Origin of the sequence: Vreelandella piezotolerans (genome assembly GCF_012427705.1) — a bacterium.
GTDB classification, from domain to species: domain Bacteria; phylum Pseudomonadota; class Gammaproteobacteria; order Pseudomonadales; family Halomonadaceae; genus Vreelandella; species Vreelandella piezotolerans.
In genome coordinates this window covers 399,798-419,659 of record NZ_CP048602.1, presented here as the reverse complement: position 1 = coordinate 419,659, position 19,862 = coordinate 399,798, and the positions used below count along the sequence as shown (strand labels likewise).

At 57.5% G+C, this 19,862-nt stretch carries 18 protein-coding genes and 3 rRNA genes; 11 read left to right on the top strand and 10 right to left on the bottom strand.

Annotation, left to right across the window (positions count from 1 at the left end; genetic code table 11):
* The first annotated feature begins 479 nt into the window (after positions 1-479).
* Positions 480-1,424, top strand: a complete 945-nt coding sequence (locus GYM47_RS01995) for a thioredoxin family protein (RefSeq protein ID WP_153844039.1) — start codon at positions 480-482, stop codon at positions 1,422-1,424.
* Positions 1,425-1,445: 21 nt separating this feature from the next.
* Here GYM47_RS01995 and GYM47_RS01990 read toward each other — a convergent pair whose 3' ends face one another.
* Entirely contained in the window at positions 1,446-2,609 is a 1,164-nt protein-coding gene (locus GYM47_RS01990; RefSeq protein ID WP_153844038.1) for a MalY/PatB family protein, read from the bottom strand.
* A gap of 39 nt (positions 2,610-2,648) precedes the next feature.
* On the opposite strand from GYM47_RS01990, the gene GYM47_RS01985 reads away from it, so the two are divergent.
* Positions 2,649-3,080 carry a hypothetical protein gene (locus GYM47_RS01985; RefSeq protein ID WP_153844037.1) on the top strand — a complete coding sequence of 144 codons (432 nt, stop codon included), beginning with the start codon at positions 2,649-2,651 and terminating at the stop codon, positions 3,078-3,080.
* Position 3,081: 1 nt separating this feature from the next.
* On the opposite strand, the gene GYM47_RS01980 is transcribed toward GYM47_RS01985, so the two are convergent.
* Positions 3,082-3,441 (bottom strand): hypothetical protein, encoded by a 360-nt coding sequence (locus GYM47_RS01980; protein ID WP_139528241.1) that lies wholly within the window; start codon positions 3,439-3,441, stop codon positions 3,082-3,084.
* 106 nt (positions 3,442-3,547) lie between these two features.
* Between GYM47_RS01980 and GYM47_RS01975 the strand changes: the two genes are divergently transcribed.
* The 5 genes from GYM47_RS01975 (at position 3,548) to GYM47_RS01955 (ending at position 6,310) form a co-directional block, all read left to right on the top strand.
* A complete protein-coding gene (locus tag GYM47_RS01975; RefSeq protein WP_153844036.1) occupies positions 3,548-4,354 on the top strand; it encodes a hypothetical protein in 807 nt (268 codons plus the stop codon).
* A 66-nt stretch (positions 4,355-4,420) separates the two neighbouring features.
* Positions 4,421-4,828 carry an acyl-CoA thioesterase gene (locus tag GYM47_RS01970; protein WP_139528239.1) on the top strand — a complete coding sequence of 136 codons (408 nt, stop codon included), beginning with the start codon at positions 4,421-4,423 and terminating at the stop codon, positions 4,826-4,828.
* A gap of 40 nt (positions 4,829-4,868) precedes the next feature.
* Positions 4,869-5,171 carry a hypothetical protein gene (locus GYM47_RS01965; RefSeq protein ID WP_139528238.1) on the top strand — a complete coding sequence of 101 codons (303 nt, stop codon included), beginning with the start codon at positions 4,869-4,871 and terminating at the stop codon, positions 5,169-5,171.
* A 12-nt stretch (positions 5,172-5,183) separates the two neighbouring features.
* On the top strand, positions 5,184-5,705 hold the full coding sequence (locus tag GYM47_RS01960) for a DUF501 domain-containing protein (protein ID WP_139528237.1): 522 nt from the start codon (positions 5,184-5,186) through the stop codon (positions 5,703-5,705).
* Between the two features lie 59 nt (positions 5,706-5,764).
* A complete protein-coding gene (locus tag GYM47_RS01955; protein ID WP_153844035.1) occupies positions 5,765-6,310 on the top strand; it encodes an LOG family protein in 546 nt (181 codons plus the stop codon).
* Positions 6,311-6,323: 13 nt separating this feature from the next.
* Here GYM47_RS01955 and GYM47_RS01950 read toward each other — a convergent pair whose 3' ends face one another.
* Together GYM47_RS01950 and GYM47_RS01945 are read right to left on the bottom strand one after the other, a co-directional pair.
* Entirely contained in the window at positions 6,324-6,830 is a 507-nt protein-coding gene (locus tag GYM47_RS01950) for a hypothetical protein (RefSeq protein ID WP_139528235.1), read from the bottom strand.
* 38 nt (positions 6,831-6,868) lie between these two features.
* Positions 6,869-7,363 carry a tetratricopeptide repeat protein gene (locus GYM47_RS01945; RefSeq protein ID WP_139528234.1) on the bottom strand — a complete coding sequence of 165 codons (495 nt, stop codon included), beginning with the start codon at positions 7,361-7,363 and terminating at the stop codon, positions 6,869-6,871.
* 249 nt (positions 7,364-7,612) lie between these two features.
* Between GYM47_RS01945 and GYM47_RS01940 the strand changes: the two genes are divergently transcribed.
* Together GYM47_RS01940 and yaaA are read left to right on the top strand one after the other, a co-directional pair.
* Positions 7,613-8,644 (top strand): NADP(H)-dependent aldo-keto reductase, encoded by a 1,032-nt coding sequence (locus GYM47_RS01940; protein ID WP_139528233.1) that lies wholly within the window; start codon positions 7,613-7,615, stop codon positions 8,642-8,644.
* A 113-nt stretch (positions 8,645-8,757) separates the two neighbouring features.
* The gene (gene yaaA / locus GYM47_RS01935) at positions 8,758-9,537 is read left to right on the top strand and encodes a peroxide stress protein YaaA (RefSeq protein WP_153844034.1); all 780 of its coding nucleotides are present in this window, start codon (positions 8,758-8,760) and stop codon (positions 9,535-9,537) included.
* 2 nt (positions 9,538-9,539) lie between these two features.
* Here the strand turns inward: yaaA and GYM47_RS01930 are convergent, their stop codons facing one another.
* A complete protein-coding gene (locus tag GYM47_RS01930; RefSeq protein ID WP_153844033.1) occupies positions 9,540-10,115 on the bottom strand; it encodes an isochorismatase family protein in 576 nt (191 codons plus the stop codon).
* Between the two features lie 142 nt (positions 10,116-10,257).
* Here GYM47_RS01930 and GYM47_RS01925 point away from each other — a divergent pair, with 142 nt between their 5' ends.
* Complete coding sequence (locus GYM47_RS01925; RefSeq protein WP_139528230.1) at positions 10,258-11,106, top strand: Tim44 domain-containing protein; 849 nt, start codon at positions 10,258-10,260, stop codon at positions 11,104-11,106.
* 121 nt (positions 11,107-11,227) lie between these two features.
* Here GYM47_RS01925 and GYM47_RS01920 read toward each other — a convergent pair whose 3' ends face one another.
* The 5 genes from GYM47_RS01920 to tyrS form a co-directional block, all read right to left on the bottom strand.
* Positions 11,228-11,416, bottom strand: a complete 189-nt coding sequence (locus GYM47_RS01920; RefSeq protein WP_139528229.1) for a YybS family protein — start codon at positions 11,414-11,416, stop codon at positions 11,228-11,230.
* 469 nt (positions 11,417-11,885) lie between these two features.
* Positions 11,886-12,001: ribosomal RNA gene (rrf, locus tag GYM47_RS01915) — 5S ribosomal RNA — on the bottom strand.
* Between the two features lie 155 nt (positions 12,002-12,156).
* Positions 12,157-15,047 (bottom strand): 23S ribosomal RNA (locus tag GYM47_RS01910).
* A 294-nt stretch (positions 15,048-15,341) separates the two neighbouring features.
* A 16S ribosomal RNA gene (locus tag GYM47_RS01905) occupies positions 15,342-16,874 on the bottom strand.
* Together the 16S, 23S and 5S rRNA genes form the textbook arrangement of a ribosomal RNA operon.
* Positions 16,875-17,340: 466 nt before the next feature.
* Complete coding sequence (tyrS, locus tag GYM47_RS01900) at positions 17,341-18,540, bottom strand: tyrosine--tRNA ligase (RefSeq protein ID WP_153843139.1); 1,200 nt, start codon at positions 18,538-18,540, stop codon at positions 17,341-17,343.
* 116 nt (positions 18,541-18,656) lie between these two features.
* On the opposite strand from tyrS, the gene GYM47_RS01895 reads away from it, so the two are divergent.
* On the top strand, positions 18,657-19,799 hold the full coding sequence (locus tag GYM47_RS01895) for an anhydro-N-acetylmuramic acid kinase (RefSeq protein WP_153843279.1): 1,143 nt from the start codon (positions 18,657-18,659) through the stop codon (positions 19,797-19,799).
* Positions 19,800-19,862: the final 63 nt, after the last annotated feature.

Below are 19,862 nucleotides of genomic sequence, written 5' to 3'. Positions count from 1 at the left end.
ACCGTCATCGGTTCAAATCCGGTCCCCGCTACCAAACATAGAAAAAGCCGATTCTTTCGAGAGTCGGCTTTTTTGTGTGCATCACGCCTAGCATTGGTGGTAGAGCGCGTCGGGCTCAGCGCTTTATCACCCCAGGAAGGTCATCGGTTCACATCCGGACCCCACTACCCAACATAGAAAAAGCCGATTCTTTCGAGAGTCGGCTTTTTTGTGTGCATCACGCCTAGCATTGGTGGTAGAGCGCGTCGGGCTCAGCGCTTTATCACCCCAGGAAGGTCATCGGTTCACATCCGGACCCCGCTACCCAACATAGAAAAAGCCGATTCTTTCGAGAGTCGGCTTTTTTGTGTGCGTCACGTCTAGCATTGGTGGTAGAGCGCGTCGGACTCAGCGCTTTATTTCCTTTCATTTCCTTGAATCCCTGGGCGGGTGCCTGCATATCATGAGGTAACCTTTTTCATGCGAAGCAGAGTTTACCCATGTCGATTATCGATCCCCGTACCGGCAACCCGTTGACTGCCGATCCTGTCGCAAGCAATAGCACGCCTACTGGCGGCGAGCGCCCTAGCGTAACGCGCGAGGAGGTCATCATTGAACTCAATGCGGGCAACATTCAGCAAGTGTTGGAAGCCTCGATGCAGGTGCCGGTACTGCTGGATTGCTGGGCGCCCTGGTGCGAGCCGTGCAAAAACCTCATGCCGGTACTCGAAAAGCTGGCCATTGAGTATGGCGGCGCGTTTTTGCTGGCGACGCTGGATGTCGAGGCGAATCCAGAAATCGCAGGCCAGTTGGGTGTGCGTTCGGTACCAGACGTGAAGCTAGTGAGCCAGGGCGGCCTGGTGGATAGCTTCCAGGGTGCCCTGCCAGAGAAAGAAGTTCGTGAGTGGCTCAACCGCTACTTCCCTGCCCCCGGTGACGCCCCGCCCAGTCCCGAAGAGCAAGCAGAGGAAGCCTTGAGCGCGGGCGATGCAGCAGGCGCGCGGGAAATTTATCAAACGCTGATGGGGCAATACCCAGAGCATTACGCGTACCACATTGGTTTTGCCAAAACGCTAGTGGCGGAGGGGCGCGGCGACGAAGCGCGTAGCGTGCTGGATAACCTGCCGCCAGAGGAGCGCGATGCGGCGCCGGCCCGTGGCGTGCGCGCCAGCATCGAGTTCAGCGAACAGGCGCTCTCAGCGGAGGAGATCGCCGCGCTGGGTGATCGGACCGACAGCGAAGCGCAGTACCAGCGGGCGCTGCGTCACGTGGCCGATGGTCAGTACGATGTAGGCCTCGATGCTCTGCTGGCATTGATGAAGCAGGACCGCGCCTATAACGACGACGCGGCCCGCAAAACGCTGCTGCAGGTCTTCGATGCGCTAGGGGCTGACCATCCTCTCACGGTCACTTACCGCCGCAAGCTGTTCGCCCTGCTCTATTGATATCGCCTGACGAAGGCAACGTTACGCTTTTAGCAGCGTATCCATCCGTGATAACGCCGCTTCCAGTTGGGAAGCGGTGGTGCCGAAATTGAGCCGCACGAAGCCGGGGCAGCCAAACGCCGCCCCCTCAGAGAGCGCTACCCCTGCTTGCTGCAAGAGCGTGCGCGCCGGGGAGTCACCCAAGCCTGCCTCACGCATGTCTAGCCACGCCAAATAGGTCGACGACGGCGCACTCATCGATACGCCGGACCACGTGGCCACACGCGCCTCGAGCGTGGCACGGTGGCTACGCAACACGTCCAATAGCGCCTGACGCCAGGGCTCGCCCTCGCGATAGGCCGCCTCGGCTGCAACCAGGCCCAACACGTTGCCGTCCGGCAAAAAGCCTTTGGTAGCCTCGGCAAATCGGCGGCGTAGTGCCGGATCGGGAATGATCGCGCAGGCGCTGGTGAGCCCGGCAAGATTGAAGGTTTTCGAAGGTGCCCACAGCGTGATCGTGCGTTTGGCCAGCTCCGGAAATAGCGCCGCCAGGGGGCGGTGGCGAGCGCCTTCGTCCAGCAGCAAATCACAGTGCAGCTCGTCGGAGACCACCCATAAATCGTGGCGCTCGACCAGAGCAGCGAGCTGTTCGAGTTCCTGGAGCGTCCATACGCGCCCGGTCGGGTTATGCGGATGACACCAGAGCAGCAGCCGAGTCTGCGGGGTGATGGCCGCTTCCAGCGCCTCGATATCCAGCCGCCAAGGCTCGCCAGGGGCAGCAGGCTCCGCTAACATCGCCCGTTGCGCTAGCCGCCCGGTGCGTTCGGCCACGGCCAGAAAAGGCGGGTAGATCGGCGCGATGGTGAGCACACCCTCGCCAGGCTGCGTCAAGGCCATGGCGGCAAAGTGCAGTGCAGGCACCACGCCCGGCAGCCACTGCTGCCATTCGGGTTCAATGGACCACGCATAGTGATGAGCGCTCCATTGACACAGCGCCTCACTCAGCGTGGTGGGCACTTCGCCGTAGCCGTAAACGCCGTGAGCGACCCGTCGCTGGAGCGCGTCGATCACCGCGGGCGGCGAGTGAAAGTCCATATCGGCGACCCACAGCGGCAGCACGTCCGCCGCGTAGCGGTGCCACTTCTGCGAGGCATACTGTCCTTCGGGAGCGCGCCTTTCCACGGGCGTGGCAAAATCGAACGCCATAACAGATCTCACTTATTTCTACGGGAGTAGACACTGAGCATGCCGCAAGATGACTTTTATACCAAGATGCGCGCAGGCCTGTCGGCGCTGTTGCGGCAGTGGCGCTCGCTGGGTCAGGCAGACGCCGACCAGCTCGCGCTGATTCTGGCGGAGACCGCCCGGGTCGCCAAACTGGGCACCCCCGATGCCACGCCAAACGGGGCCACGCTGGAGCAGTGGAGCCAAGACACGCAGGGCGAGATGCCTCTCTGGGCACCGCGGACGGCCGTCTTTCTGCTCAATCAAATGCCTGCTAGGCCTACCCCGCAAAGCGACGAGGAAGCCTGCGCCTGGGCCTACTGTTGGCTGCGCAACCGCTCGTTCGAGTCACTCGACGCCGCCCGCACTGCGCTGCCTAGCCACCTCGTCGAACCGCTTGCGGAGGCACTAGAAGCCGCTTGGCGCGACCAGCAGGGGCTTAGACTGGTCTAGCCTAGCGCCGCTTGCGCACGGGCGATTTGGGCTTGAAGCCAGCAGGCTTGGTGGCCAGCCACTCCACGAAAGCACGAATATCGGCATCGCCCTTCAGCGCCTCCAGGTTGGCAAAACGATCGGCTAGCTCACGCTCGCTATACAGTCGGTGGATATGCTTATGGCAAGGGTGGCAAAGCCACACGATGGCCGTGAGTCGCTCTTCGCGTGTATGACGCTTTTGATAACGCGGCTTGTTGTGCAGCGTGCGCGGAATGAGATGATGTTTGGTCAAGGCCGATGCACGCTGGCACAGTTCACAGCCATCGGGTTTGGGCGGCGGGGAGAGCGCATGGGCGCCTGAATCTGATGAATGGGTCACGGCAACGAGCCTCCCAGACAAATAATGTCACGGTGGTACATACCCACTGCGCCGATCACGCTAGCGCTATGTTCACATCGATATAATAACGAAAGGAAAACGCCGCATGTTAGACGTTCCACTCACTTGGCAACTGGCCAAGTTTGGCCTCTCCGTCAGCATGGTGCTGGGGTTGGGCACCATCGCCGTACGGGCTAGCCCTCGCATTGCTGGGCTACTATCGGGCTATCCGCTCGGTACGGCCCTGGCGCTGTTTTTTATCGGCTTGGAGATATCGCCCACCTTTGCCACTCAAAGCGCCGTGCATACCTTAGCAGGGTTTACCGCCACCATGGCGCTGGGCGCGGGTTATCTCGTCGCAGGCCGCCAGACCGGCCTCAAAGGGGTGATGGGCGGTCTGCTAGGAGGCTTTGCGGCTTGGCTTGCGGTGAGTACGCTGCTCGCCCAATTCAGCTTCACACGCCTTACCGGCACGCTGGTCACACTGTGCGCCATTGGCGTCTTCAGCTGGCTGTTTCGCGCCATACCGGATGTGAAGAGTAGCGCTAGACGCGCCTTTTCGTGGCCCGCTTTGGCGGCACGGGCTGGGCTAGCGACGCTCATCGTGTTTGCCATTACGCGCACTGCCCACTGGCTGCCGCCCGAATGGGCCGGCACGCTGGCGGCGTTTCCGGTAACGATGCTGCCGTTTTTACTGATCCTTCACGTGGGGCACGGCCACGCGCCCGTGGCGACGGTCATCAAGCACTATCCCGCCGGCCTTGGCTCGCTGCTGAGCTACACCCTATGCGTTTCGTATACTTACAGCTCGCTAGGGCTTTTTTGGGGAACGCTGGCGGGGTTTCTCGCCGCCACGCTATGGCTGCTTGGCTGGATGCAGTTGACGGCTTGGTATCAGCGCCGCAACACTTGACCAAGCGCTCGCTTGGGTTAATGCTGGGTCGGGCTCACTTTACACACTAATAACAAGGATCGCGTCATGTTTACTCGCACCATAGAACCCGCCTTTTACGATACCGATGCGTTGGGCCATATCAACAACACACGCCTCCCCGCATGGTTCGAGCTGGCGCGTAACGATCTCTTCAAGTTGTTCACGCCCGACCTGAATCCTAAACAGTGGCGACTGATCATGGCACGTATGGAAGTGGACTATCGCGCTGAACTGTTTTACGGCCACGACATCGAAATTCGTACCTACTTGACCCGGCTGGGCAATAGCTCGTTTACCGTCACCCAGGAAGCCCGGCAGCATGGTACGCTAACCAATCTGGGCCATACGGTGATGGTGCAGTACGATCATCAGGAGAAGCGAGCCGTTCCCATCGAGGGTGCTCTTCGCGAGGCTTTATCGGCGCATTTAGAAACGGCGCCCGCTTCCGCTTAATTTTGCCCGCCTAACATGGCGGGGCCTTCCAGGAGTCACCATGGCCATCCGCTACAATCTCTGGATAGATCCTGATAACACGGCGCAGCATCGCGCCGTGGAAGCCGACCTAGAACGCTACTTCATGGAGCGCTTCGCCGATTACCCGCATATCCGCTTGTTCGGCGCGGACCCCTACGATTATGATGCCCCGTTCAATCGACTCTACGACGTGCTGATGGCGCGCGCCGCCGAGTATTGCGAAGAGAAGTGGCGCTACGTCGCCTCTCCTGAACAGCTCAACCGCTGCTTTTTCCGCGCCGTTGGCCGCTCGACTAAATTTGTTCAAGACGACCGAAAGTGAGACTGCTACACAATGGTAATTCGTACCGACCAAGCCCCCGACGAGCGCCAGCTGGCGATCATTACTCAACAGCTCGGGCGCGCGCCTCGCGGTATCGAAGCCGTTGCAGCCACTGACGCCCAAGGCACGCCACTCGTACTGCGTATGGCGCCGATCGTGGATGGCAAACCTTTCCCCACGCTTTACTGGCTCTGCTCGGACCTGCTGAAAATCGAGATCTCGCGCATCGAAGCCGTGGGCGTGATCAAGTCTCTAGAGCAGCGCTTGCAGGAAGAGCCGGCATTTCTCGCCGCTTATCAGCAAAGCCACCGCGACTACGTCGACGCCCGCTGGCGCTCGATGAGCGAGGCTCAGCGCGAAGAGGTGGGTCGCTTGGGCTACACCGATGTACTCACCGAGCGCGGCGTGGGCGGTATCAGTAATTGGCAGCAGGTGCGCTGCCTACACACCCAGTACGCTCACCACCTATGCGGCCACAATGTCATCGGCCAGTGGATGGACGAGCACTATGACGTTCAGCGCTGCTTGGCCTAGCGCCGCGTGCGAATTGAACCGCTGTCATCAGATCTCTCTGCGATAAGGACGCCCTGACGATGTCACGTATTTGTGTTTACCTTGGTTCTCGGGAAGGTAACAGCCCGGCCTTTCGCCAAGCCGCGCACACCCTCGGCACGAGCCTTGGGCAGCGCGGGCATACATTGGTATATGGCGGCGCACGCGTTGGGCTCATGGGAGAGTTGGCCAATGCGGCGCTGGAAGCAGGAGGTCAAGTGATCGGCGTGATGCCGGATCACTTGGTCGAGCGTGAACAGGCGCACTTTGGCTTAACGGAACTGATTCGCGTGCCCAATATGCACGAGCGTAAAGCCACTATGGCAGCGAATGCCGATGCCTTCATTGCTCTACCGGGCGGTATTGGTACGTTCGAGGAGCTATTCGAAATCTGGACCTGGGGCTATTTGGGGCTCCATGACAAACCAATGGGGCTGCTAGATACCGAAGGCTTTTACGCGCCCCTGCTAGCCTTTTTGGATAGCACGGTTAGCCACGGCTTTCTGGCCCAAACGACCCGTGACATGCTGCTTGATGCTTCGACGCCCGATCTTCTATTGGATGCCCTTGAAGCCCAGTTGGATTAACGTCGAGACGCGGTTAGGCTTTGAGGGTCAGCGTGCGAGTGCGCTGATAGGTAAGCTGGAGCAAACGGGCATCTTCTCCGGCACGATGGCGGTGGATGCCTCGCTCTGCCACGACGGCCTCTTTGGTATCACTCCACAACGCCTGCTGCTCTTCACTAAGCAGAATGCGTAGCGCTTCCAGGCGAAAACGGGGCAACATACCAGCATGGTGGAACAGCAACGATAGCCACGTATTATCGTAGCCCCAGCTATCGCTGTACGCCTTACCTAGCTCCCGCAGCTCGTCGTTGAGCCACTGGGCCACTTGGCGCACTGGGTAGCCCTCTTTCATCAGCCGCTCGCGAGAGATGCCATGCAGAAGCTCTGCTTTGGGGTCCCAATGCACCCACTCATCCAACGGCTGAATAAGAAACGCGCAGCAGCTACCGTCGGCGCGGGCGATGCCCACCTCGATCGGATAGCTGCCGCGCCCGAATCCGGACGCTTCAATATCTAGCACTGTAGGTAGCGTCTCGGACACTGATTTCCTCTTTTCTATATCGCCACCGGGTACGGGGCTCAGGCGGCGGCCATTTCCGCCGCAGGCTGCCGCTCGGCCATACGCTGCCAGTAGTCGGCTTGTTCATGATCCACGGCTAAGCCTAGCTCGCCCAAGCGGTAGGCACGCGCCAGGCGATCCGCTGCCAGATAGTGGCCTGCCTGCGCTGCACGGGCGTACCACGTCACCGCATAATCCTCACGGCGAGGATACTGCACACAGCCGTGCTCATGAATTTGTGCCACCTGATACTGTGACTTTACATCGCCTGCCTGGGCCGCTTCCAGTACGTAGCGCGCGCCACGCGCTTTATCCTGTGGCGACAAGCTGCGGTGGAACAACATGTGCCCATAGATCGACTGTGCATCCGGGTGCCCCGCTTCGGCACACCGCTTGAACAGTCGCATGGTGAGACGCTGCGTGCGCGGTGAACGCGGAAGTAACCAACGGGTGTGAAACAGCTGCTCGGCGAGACGAAACTCCAACCGGGTAAACAACGATGATGCCTGCGGCATGGCAAACCACCCTGCCTATCTGTTGAGACCTTCGGCTAACCATCTCACCTTCCACGATGGCTAACCATACGATAAACCGGCGCTTGGCCGGTCAATGGGCTGGCAAGCATACGCCTGCCGTCGTCCTGACTCAACCCTCTTGATTTGCTGCTTTTGTAGAGCCTCGCTAACATGCCTCCCACAGGCTGGTAACGTCGATAGGCATCGCTCATTTTCCAGCCACGTTTTTGCCTAAGCGAGGAGACAAGCATGCAAACGCGCCCACTGGGGAGAACCGGGATGGAGGTCAGCCGACTCTGTCTAGGCACGATGACCTTTGGTGAACAGAACAGCGAAGCCGAGGCTCATGAGCAGCTCGACCGCGCGGTCGCGTTCGGTATCAACTTTATCGACACGGCAGAAATGTACCCGGTTCCGCCAAAGGCAGAGACGCAAGGCCGGACGGAAGCCTATATCGGCAGTTGGCTAAACGCTCGCGGTGCTCGCGACGATGTGATCATTGCCACCAAAGCGGCAGGCCCAGGTTTAGAACACATTCGCGGCGGCCCTAAGATGAGCCGCAACCATCTCCACCAAGCTATCGACACCAGCCTTGAGCGCCTGCAAACGGACTATGTCGATCTGTACCAATTGCACTGGCCTGATCGTCACACCAACTTTTTTGGCAAACTCGGCTACACCCACGCGGAGCAGGAAGACGCCACCCCGCTGGAAGAGACGCTTTCCGCTCTGAAAGAGCTGGTCGATGCTGGGAAGATTCGCGCCATCGGTCTCTCCAATGAAACGCCCTGGGGCGTCATGCGGATGCTTCAGCTCTCTGATCAACTGGGCCTGCCCCGCGTTGCCTCCATACAAAACCCTTACAATCTGTTGAACCGCTCGTTCGAAGTAGGCTTGGCAGAAATTGCCCATCGCGAAGACGTCGGGTTACTGGCCTACTCGCCGCTGGGGTTTGGCGTGCTGTCCGGTAAGTATCTCAACGGCGCCCAGCCGCCAAAAGGCCGCTTGACGCTCTATGAGCGCTTCAAACGCTATACGTCGCCCGAAGCCGACGCCGCGACACAAGCCTACGTCGATCTGGCCAACGCGCATGGGCTCGACCCCGCGCAAATGGCGCTGGCATTCGTCAATTCGCGCAGCTTCCTGACCAGCAACATCATTGGTGCCACGACCATGGAGCAGTTGGAGAGCAACCTCGCCAGCGAGGGCCTGAAGCTCGACGACGATGTGTTGACTGCCATCGACGATATCCACCGCCGCATGCCGAACCCCTGCCCCTAACGGCTCCTATCGTGTCGATAGCCTCGGCTGCCGCCAAGGCTTGATATAATCTCACTATCCATATTGTGGCCGCGTTCCGCGGCCCCCTTTTGTCACGGCACAAGGAGCACGCCATGCTGAGCGTCATTTCCCCCGCCAAAACGCTGGATTTTGAAACACCTCCGACGACCCAAAACGTCACACAACCGGATTTCCTCGAACACAGCCAGCCGCTGATCGATATTCTACGCGGCTACTCCCCTCAGAAAATCAGCGACCTAATGGGCATCAGTGACAAGCTAGCAGGCCTGAACGCGGCTCGCTTTGCCGAGTGGCAGCCCCCTTTCTCGCTGGACAACGCCAAACCTGCCGTGCAGGCGTTTCAGGGAGACGTCTACGCGGGTCTGGAAGCCGAGACCTTCAGCGATGCGGACAATCAGTTTGCCCAGCAGCATTTGCGTATTTTATCGGGTCTCTATGGTTTGCTGCGTCCGCTGGACTTGATCCAGGCCTACCGCTTGGAAATGGGTACCAAACTGCCCAACGATGCGGGCAAGGATCTTTACGCTTATTGGAAGCCCCTCCTGACACCTGCGCTGAACAGTGCGATTGCCGAGAGTGGGTCGAAAGTGCTTGTGAACCTAGCCTCCAACGAATACTTCAAAGCCATCGAAGCTAAGAAGCTGGATGCCCGAGTGATCACTCCCGTCTTCAAGGATGAGAAAAACGGCACGTTCAAAATCATCAGTTTCTATGCGAAAAAAGCGCGCGGGTTGATGAGCGCTTGGATCATTCGACAGCAGATCAATGACCCCGAAGCGCTCAAAGACTTCGATGTGGCAGGCTACCGTTTCGATTCCGCCGCCTCCGAAGGCGATACGCTCGTGTTCACCCGTCGCGAAACGGATCGTTAAGATCAATAAAAGGTGACCGCTTGAGCCGACCTTGGCTTTAAAAACCGGCGATGAATCTCTTTAAAAGTGGCCGTATCACAGCGGTGGAGCCACTCATAGGCCACCATATCCGCGGACACCGCCACCGCCCCATTGGCACACGCACGCTGACGAGCAAGGCGCGCCTCATCCGACCGGCGACTGGCGGTGGCTTCACTCAGCCAAAATACTTGATACCCCGCCTCCAACAGCCCCAGCGCGCTCTGCAGTACGCAGATGTGCGCTTCGGTACCGCACACGATCACCTGCTTGCGTCCAAGCGCGGCCAGCGCCTGACTAAACGACTCCTCTTCTGTCGCACTAAAATGCCGCTTTTGCCACAGCTCGTGCGTTCCCAAGCCCTCCAACAGCGTCGGTGTAGTGCCACCCAGCCGCTCAGGATACTGCTCGGTTAGCCATACCGGCACCTGCAAAGCACCGGCAATACCGGCAAGCCAAGCAGCCTCTTTAATCGCCGCCTCGCCACCCTCGATGACGGGCAGCAAACCGGCTTGAAAATCGATCATCAATAGGACGCTTCGAGACTGATCTAAACGCACTTTTCGCTCCTTTTTTTGTCTTTATAACAGCGCTTACCATCACCTAGGCGAGGTATTACACGGTAAACTGACAGCCCAACCTTTTCTATCTGCTTCGCACCGAAGCATTTGGCATTCCCTGCATCCTTATTGGAGAATCAACATGTTAAGGCAATTCTTTGTGATGCTATTGGTGAGCGTTATGGGCGTTAGCGCCGCCATCGAACACGCAGAGGCACGCCGCCTAGGCGGTGGCAGCAGTATGGGTAGCGTGTCACGCTCCGCTGATCGTCCAGCCAGCACGCCCGCACAACAACAGGCTCAAGGCACCCAGCAACAGGCAGGCGCCGCGAGTGCTGCCCGCCGCGGCGGCATGGGGGGCATGATGGGTGGTTTGCTGGCGGGCGGCTTGCTGGCGGCGCTGTTTTTCGGCGGGGCGTTCGACGAGCTACGCTTAATGGACCTGCTTGTCATGGCGGGCGTTGCCGTGCTGGCTATTGTCGCCTTCCGAGCCTTCATGCGGCAGCGTCGACCCGCATCCGTGACGCATGGCTATCAGCGTGAGCGTCAAGAGATGCCGCATGCATCGACCAGCCACTTCAAAGCAACCCCTGGGAGCTTAGCAAGCGGTTTGCAGAGTACCCCCGCCTGGTTTGATAAAGAGCGCTTCCTAGGAGGTGCGAAAGAGCACTTTATGACACTCCAACGCGCTTGGGATAATAACGATTTCAGTAAAATACAGGAGTATGTGACCCCTGAACTTTATAACCTGCTGCGTCAAGAGCGTGCCGAACAGCCTGCTAACAATCAGACCGAGGTGGTGAAACTATTTGCCGAACTTGGGGATGTTAACGAGTATGAGGGGTATGCTGAAGCGACCGTGATTTTCCACGGTATCTTGGACGAAAACGGTGAACAAACCGAGTTCAACGAAACCTGGCACCTGACTCGCAGCATGCGCGACCAAGCGCCTTGGTACTTACAGGGTATCGAGCAAAACCCAGGTGCATAATGACAACTCGCCTGACCACTTCCCAAGCCTAAAATTTTAAGCCTCAAAACCTAAAACAGCCGCTTATCAGCGGCTGTTTTTGTATCGGTGGTGTATCGCTATACTGCAAAGAGCCTTTTACTTACTCCTCTGCCGACTCTTCGATATTTTCGCCCATCTCCTCCAGGCTTTCACCCGCATCTTCCATGCTTTCATCGATGCTCTCACCTGCTTCTTCTGCAGGGCCCTGGTTATCACAGGCTGCTAAGCCGCCCACCATCATGGCCATCAGTAGGGCAACCGCTAGCTTCTTCATCAACGGGGTACTCATATCGCGTCTCCTCCTGAGATGCTGCTTTAATGATAGGTACCACACCATACTAGTTGTCGTGCGGTACACTCGCCACTACAAAGCAGTAACTCCTTGTTATTTAATTTATTAAAACAGCCGTTTCAAGGAAGCTTTGTGCATGGGCTATCGTTGATCGAGTCGTTTGCAGTGTTTCAAACGCATAGCAAAAAACCCCGAGCACAGCGTACTCAGGGCCTGAATAATGGCGCGCTTATCGAGCGCGCAACAAAAAACCCAGCCGATTGGCTGGGTTCTTTGCGGTATAAGTGCCTGATTATGTTCGGGCCGGCCACCCGGCGGGCGGCGCTCCGCGACTTTACTCGTCTCATCCTGAGACTCGCCCTTCGGGCCCGCTGAAGCGGTTCCCGTTCGTTCCCGACAAACGGGTCCAGGGAGAGACCCCTTAACGACAAAACCCCGACCAGATGGCCGGGGTTTCGTAATAAGTGCCTGACGATGACCTACTCTCGCATGGGGAGACCCCACACTACCATCGGCGCTAAGCGGTTTCACTTCTGAGTTCGGCATGGGATCAGGTGGTTCACGCGTGCTATGGTCGTCAGGCGTAACGGGTCATGCATATCATGCTGAGTGCGTCGTTGACGCGGTAAGTGATCGTCTCTTGTCCGCCAGCGTCTTGGCGGGCGGATGCGTATCCGGTTTTTCGAGTGGCTGTCCACTCGGTCGTTATCACGGCGACCAGACCCCTTGGGTGTTATAGGGTCAAGCCTCACGGGCCATTAGTACACGTTAGCTCAACGCCTTGCAGCGCTTCCACACCGTGCCTATCCACCAGCTGGTCTCGCTGGGCCCTTTAGGAGGCTCTAGGCCTCGGGGATGTCTCATCTTGAAGGGGGCTTCCCGCTTAGATGCTTTCAGCGGTTATCCCGTCCGACCATAGCTACCCGGCAATGCCACTGGCGTGACAACCGGAACACCAGAGGGTCGTCCACTCCGGTCCTCTCGTACTAGGAGCAGCTCTTCTCAAACATCCAACGCCCACGGCAGATAGGGACCGAACTGTCTCACGACGTTCTAAACCCAGCTCGCGTACCACTTTAAATGGCGAACAGCCATACCCTTGGGACCGACTTCAGCCCCAGGATGTGATGAGCCGACATCGAGGTGCCAAACACCGCCGTCGATGTGAACTCTTGGGCGGTATCAGCCTGTTATCCCCGGAGTACCTTTTATCCGTTGAGCGATGGCCCTTCCATACAGAACCACCGGATCACTAGAACCTGCTTTCGCACCTGCTCGACGTGTCTGTCTCGCAGTCAAGCACCCTTATGCTCTTGCACTCATTGCACGATGTCCGACCGTGCTGAGGGTACCTTCGTGCTCCTCCGTTACGCTTTGGGAGGAGACCGCCCCAGTCAAACTACCCACCACACACTGTCCTCGATCCGGATCACGGACCTGAGTGAGAACGCCAATGATGCCAGGCTGGTATTTCAAGGTTGGCTCCACCCGAACTGGCGTCCGGGTTTCAAAGCCTCCCAGCTATCCTACACAGGCAACATCAGCGTCCAGTGTGAAGCTATAGTAAAGGTTCACGGGGTCTTTCCGTCTAGCCGCGGGTACACCGCATCTTCACGGCGATTTCAATTTCACTGAGTCTCGGGTGGAGACAGCGTGGCCATCATTACGCCATTCGTGCAGGTCGGAACTTACCCGACAAGGAATTTCGCTACCTTAGGACCGTTATAGTTACGGCCGCCGTTTACCGGGGCTTCGATCAAGAGCGTCGGCCGAGGCCTAACACCATCACTTAACCTTCCGGCACCGGGCAGGCGTCACACCCTATACGTCCGCTTGCGCGTTAGCAGAGTGCTGTGTTTTTACTAAACAGTTGCAGCCACCTGGTATCTTCGACCGGTTCGGGCTGAAGGAGCAAGTCCTCTCACCCTACGCCGGCGTGCCTTCTCCCGAAGTTACGGCACCATTTTGCCTAGTTCCTTCACCCGAGTTCTCTCAAGCGCCTTGGGATTCTCACCCTGACCACCTGTGTCGGTTTGGGGTACGGTCGCACATGATCTGAAGCTTAGAGGCTTTTCCTGGAAGCGTGGCATCAATGACTTCGACACCGTAGTGTCTTCGTTTCGTGTCTCGGCCTTGAGCGCCCGGATTTACCTAAGCGCTCAGCCTACTCACTTTCACCAGGACAACCAACGCCTGGCTCACCTAGCCTTCTCCGTCCCCCCATCGCAATCATGTCCGGTACGGGAATATTGACCCGTTTCCCATCGACTACGCCTTTCGGCCTCGCCTTAGGGGCCGACTCACTCTGCTCCGATTAGCGTCGAACAGAAACCCTTGGTCTTCCGGCGAGGGAGTTTTTCACTCCCTTTATCGTTACTCATGTCAGCATTCGCACTCGTGATACCTCCAGCATGCTTCTCAACACACCTTCATCGGCTTACACGACGCTCCTCTACCGCTCACACATCGTGTGAACCCGTAGCTTCGGTACCTGGTTTAGCCCCGTTACATCTTCCGCGCAGGCCGACTCGACTAGTGAGCTATTACGCTTTCTTTAAAGGATGGCTGCTTCTAAGCCAACCTCCTAGCTGTCTGAGCCTTCCCACATCGTTTCCCACTTAACCAGGATTTGGGGACCTTAGCTGACGGTCTGGGTTGTTTCCCTTTTCACGACGGACGTTAGCACCCGCCGTGTGTCTCCCACGCTGGCACTCACCGGTATTCGGAGTTTGCCTCGGGTTGGTAAGTCGGGATGACCCCCTAGCCGAAACAGTGCTCTACCCCCGGCGGTGATACGTGAGGCGCTACCTAAATAGCTTTCGAGGAGAACCAGCTATCTCCGAGCTTGATTAGCCTTTCACTCCGATCCACAAGTCATCCAAATCTTTTTCAACAGATCCTGGTTCGGGCCTCCAGTTGATGTTACTCAACCTTCACCCTGCTCATGGATAGATCGCTCGGTTTCGGGTCTATATCCAGCGACTGTGTCGCCCAGTTAAGACTCGGTTTCCCTACGGCTCCCCTATACGGTTAACCTCGCCACTGAATATAAGTCGCTGACCCATTATACAAAAGGTACGCAGTCACGGAACAAGTCCGCTCCTACTGCTTGTACGCACACGGTTTCAGGATCTATTTCACTCCCCTCTCCGGGGTTCTTTTCGCCTTTCCCTCACGGTACTGGTTCACTATCGGTCAGCCAGGAGTATTTAGCCTTGGAGGATGGTCCCCCCGTCTTCAGTCAAGGTTTCTCGTGCCCCGACCTACTCGATTTCACGTGATCAGATTTTCGACTACGGGGCTATCACCCGCTATGGCCAGACTTCCCAGTCTGTTCGCCTAATCATTCACACGCTTAAGGGCTGGTCCCCGTTCGCTCGCCGCTACTAGGGGAATCTCGGTTGATTTCTTTTCCTCAGGGTACTTAGATGTTTCAGTTCCCCTGGTTCGCCTCTTACGCCTATGGATTCAGCGCAAGATACTCATCTTGTGATGAGTGGGTTTCCCCATTCAGAGATGTCCGGGTCACAGGTCGTTTGCCACCTCACCGAACCTTATCGCAGGCTACCACGTCTTTCATCGCCTCTGGCTGCCTAGGCATCCACCGTGTGCGCTTCATTGCTTGACCCTATAACCCGAAGGGGTCTGGTGTCTCGCAATGATAACGATTGCCGGATACGCTTGAGACGTATCACTTAACAATTACGTATGAACGTTATAAAACGTTCATGTCAGCATGATATACATTGTTAAAGAGCGACTGCTATGCGCAGTGATAAGCGGATGCTTTTTTTCACTTCAAAAGAAAAAGAAAGACCTTTTTTCTTTTTTTAATGTGAAGAAAACGCTTATCACTGCGTAACAACAGTATTCTGATCAGGTAATTCATTGTGAGCGCTTACCGCGAGGATGAGTCATCGGTTAAGGAGGTGATCCAGCCGCAGGTTCCCCTACGGCTACCTTGTTACGACTTCACCCCAGTCATGAACCACACCGTGGTGATCGCCCTCTTGCGTTAGGCTAACCACTTCTGGTGCAGTCCACTCCCATGGTGTGACGGGCGGTGTGTACAAGGCCCGGGAACGTATTCACCGTAGCATTCTGATCTACGATTACTAGCGATTCCGACTTCACGGAGTCGAGTTGCAGACTCCGATCCGGACTGAGATCGGCTTTTCGGGATTGGCTCACTCTCGCGAGTTGGCAACCCTTTGTACCGACCATTGTAGCACGTGTGTAGCCCTACTCGTAAGGGCCATGATGACTTGACGTCGTCCCCACCTTCCTCCGGTTTGTCACCGGCAGTCTCCTTAGAGTTCCCGCCATTACGCGCTGGCAAATAAGGACAAGGGTTGCGCTCGTTACGGGACTTAACCCAACATTTCACAACACGAGCTGACGACAGCCATGCAGCACCTGTCTCTGCGTTCCCGAAGGCACTAAGGTATCTCTACCGAATTCGCAGGATGTCAAGAGTAGGTAAGGTTCTTCGCGTTGCATCGAATTAAACCACATGCTCCACCGCTTGTGCGGGCCCCCGTCAATTCATTTGAGTTTTAACCTTGCGGCCGTACTCCCCAGGCGGTCGACTTATCGCGTTAACTTCGCCACAAAGTGCGCTAGGCACCCAACGGCTGGTCGACATCGTTTACGGCGTGGACTACCAGGGTATCTAATCCTGTTTGCTACCCACGCTTTCGCACCTCAGTGTCAGTGTCAGTCCAGAAGGCCGCCTTCGCCACTGGTATTCCTCCCGATCTCTACGCATTTCACCGCTACACCGGGAATTCTACCTTCCTCTCCTGCACTCTAGCTTGACAGTTCCGGATGCCGTTCCCAGGTTGAGCCCGGGGCTTTCACAACCGGCTTATCAAGCCACCTACGCGCGCTTTACGCCCAGTAATTCCGATTAACGCTTGCACCCTCCGTATTACCGCGGCTGCTGGCACGGAGTTAGCCGGTGCTTCTTCTGCGAGTGATGTCTTTCCTAGCGGGTATTAACCGCTAGGCGTTCTTCCTCGCTGAAAGTGCTTTACAACCCGAGGGCCTTCTTCACACACGCGGCATGGCTGGATCAGGGTTCCCCCCATTGTCCAATATTCCCCACTGCTGCCTCCCGTAGGAGTTCGGGCCGTGTCTCAGTCCCGATGTGGCTGATCATCCTCTCAGACCAGCTACGGATCGTGGCCTTGGTGAGCCGTTACCTCACCAACTAGCTAATCCGACATAGGCTCATCCGATAGCGGGAGCCGAAGCCCCCTTTCTCCCGTAGGACGTATGCGGTATTAGCCTGGGTTTCCCCAGGTTATCCCCCACTATCGGGCAGATTCCTATGCATTACTCACCCGTCCGCCGCTCGTCAGCATCCAGCAAGCTGGATCTGTTACCGCTCGACTTGCATGTGTTAGGCCTGCCGCCAGCGTTCAATCTGAGCCATGATCAAACTCTTCAGTTTAAGATCGATGCGGTTCTTGCCTGTCGCCGAAGCAACAGAAGCGAACCAAACTTGGCTCAAGGGTCAAACGAATTCATTCATTAGGCCGAAGCCTGTTTGACGAGTCGCTTGCCTTGATAATGGGTGATTTGTCACCCTCATCGGCAAGCGCCCACATGAATTACCTGATCAAATTGTTAAAGAGCAACTTTCGTAATGTCGCTGCGGCGGGCTCGATGACCTGACCCGTGTTGCCTCAGCGAGGAAGGCGTATTCTACGCATTCCGTGGCGTTTGTCAACCGCTGTTTTCAGCGGGCGAAGCGAGCGATCTGACCAACCTACCACAGAGCTCTAACTTCCTGACAAACAAGAGGTTTTTCAACCTCATCACCGCTGGTAACGCTGAGCGTCCCCGTCAGCGGATGCGTACTTTACGGATTCGATGCCGGGTTGGCAAGGGCTAATGTGAAAAAGTTTTCAAAACGTTCACATCAGCGTCACACGGGCGTAACGCTTCTTGCCTGCCTGGATGACGTACACCTTACCGGTGGCCAGCATGGTGTCCTGAGCAACGACCTCGCCATCGACCTTGACGCTGCCATTTTTCAGCATGTCCTTGGCCTGGGCACTGTTCTTTGTCAGGCCGGAGCGATTCAGAACAGCGGCGATGGGCGCTTGCTCGCTGTCTTCGAAGTCTACCTTCACTTCCGGCAGATCTTCCGGCAGCTCACCATCGGCCAGCTGGTTACCCGCCGACTTGTGCGCATTGGCCGCTGCCTCGTCGCCGTGATAGCGGGCGATCAGCTCGCGGGCCAGTTCCATTTTCACATCGCGCGGGTTGGCGCCCTGCTCGACACTTTGCTTTAGCGCGTCGAGCTCTTCGTTCGATTTGAGCGAGAGCAGTTCGAAGTAACGCCACATCAAGCTGTCGGGCATGGAGACCAGTTTATTGAACATGGAGCCCGGTGCTTCATCCACGCCGACGTAGTTGCCAAGCGACTTTGACATTTTCTGCACGCCGTCCAAACCTTCCAGCAGCGGCATGGTAATGACCACCTGGGGCTCTTGCCCGAAGTGCTTCTGAATCTCGCGCCCCATGAGCAGATTGAATTTCTGGTCGGTACCGCCCAACTCCACGTCGGCCTCCAGTGCGACCGAGTCGTACCCCTGTACGAGCGGATAGAGGAATTCATGAATGGCGATGGATTGGTTGGCTTTATAGCGCTTTTCAAAGTCGTCGCGCTCCAGCATCCGGGCGACGGTGCTTTGCGCGGCCAGCTCGATCATCTTGGCGGCACTTAGCTCGCCAAACCATTCGGCGTTGAAGCGCACCTCGGTCTTTTCCGGATCGAGGATCTTGAACACCTGCTCTTTGTAGGTTTCCGCGTTCGCTTTGACATCCGCTTCCGTCAATGGCTTACGAGTGACGTTTTTACCGGTCGGATCGCCAATGCGGCCAGTGAAGTCACCAATCAAAAAGATGACGGTGTGGCCAAGCTCTTGGAACTGGCGCATTTTGGTCAGCAGTACGCTGTGCCCCAGGTGCAGATCAGGTGCCGTCGGATCGAACCCTGCCTTGATACGCAGTTTACGACCGGACGCGAGCTTTTTGCGCAGCTCGTCTTCTACCAGGATTTCATGCGTCCCCCGCGACAGCAGCGCTAACGCCTGATCCACCTCACTCATTGCCTCTCTCCATGTACTATGTGCCGTTAAAGGCGTTTAAATGATCGATAGTGGGCGATGTTATCACGCTCCACCGCCTTGGTTGAGCCTTCCTCCCGTTTTGGACGACACGCATGATGAAAACCTCTACCGCCACATCGACGGCCTACTATATCGGGCTCATGTCAGGCACCAGCTTGGACGGCATCGATGCCGCCTTGGTGTCACTCACTCCCGGCACGCCGCCTATACTCATAGCCACGGCCGCCGTTGCCATGCCCGATAGGCTGCATACGCAGCTCTTGCACCTATGCCACACACCCTCCGCGAGCTTTGCCGAGCTGGCCGCCGCCGAGGATGCTTTTTGCCGCCTCCAGGCCCAGGCCGTCACGGCACTATTAACGAACCAAGGGCTCGCCGCGGCTCAGATTACGGCGATTGGCAGCCACGGTCAGACGATAGAGCACGCGCCCCAAGGCCATCAGGGCGGCCCGGCCTATACGCTGCAGCTGGATAACCCAAGCCTGCTAGCCGAATTGACGGGATGCACGGTCGTCGCCGACTTTCGCCGACGGGATCTCGCCGCTGGTGGACAAGCAGCGCCTTTAGCACCCGCTTTCCACCAAGCGCTATTTGGGCAGCGGCCAGGCGAAAAGCTCGTGCTCAACCTGGGCGGCTTTGCCAATCTCACCTGGCTCCCCCAGGATCAAGAGCGCGCCGTGGTGGGCTTCGATACTGGACCGGCTAACGTGCTGCTCGATGCCTGGTTTGCCAAGCATCACACTGGACGATTCGATGAGAACGGCACGTGGGCGGCCAGCGGTCAGGTCGACCAATCGCTGCTCGCCCGCCTGCTTAAAGAACCCTTTTTTCACCAGCCGCCGCCACGCAGTACTGGACGCGAGCTATTTCACTTAGCGTGGTTGAACGACCACCTCACCGGCAACGAAGCTCCAAGCGACGTCCAGGCAACGCTGGCCGAACTGACGGCGGTGAGCGTTGCGCAAGGGGTGGCCCAACTGCCGCTAAGCCAGTCCAGCGCCACGCTGCTGGTGGGTGGCGGCGGTGCTCATAATGCCTATTTGATGGAAAGGTTAGCAGCGCATCTACCCAAGGTGACGCTGCTCTCCCCCGCCACGCTGGGCTGGCCGGAAGATTGGATCGAAGCAGGAGCCTTTGCCTGGCTCGCCCATCAGCGGCTTCACGGGTTACCCGGCAATTTGCCTTCCGTGACTGGCGCTAGCGGCCCGAGGGTGCTCGGCGGCATTTACGCTCCCTAGCGGCGCCTACACATTTATCGGTGCACCGCTGGGTAGCTCACCTATCGCACTACCCTCCCGCTG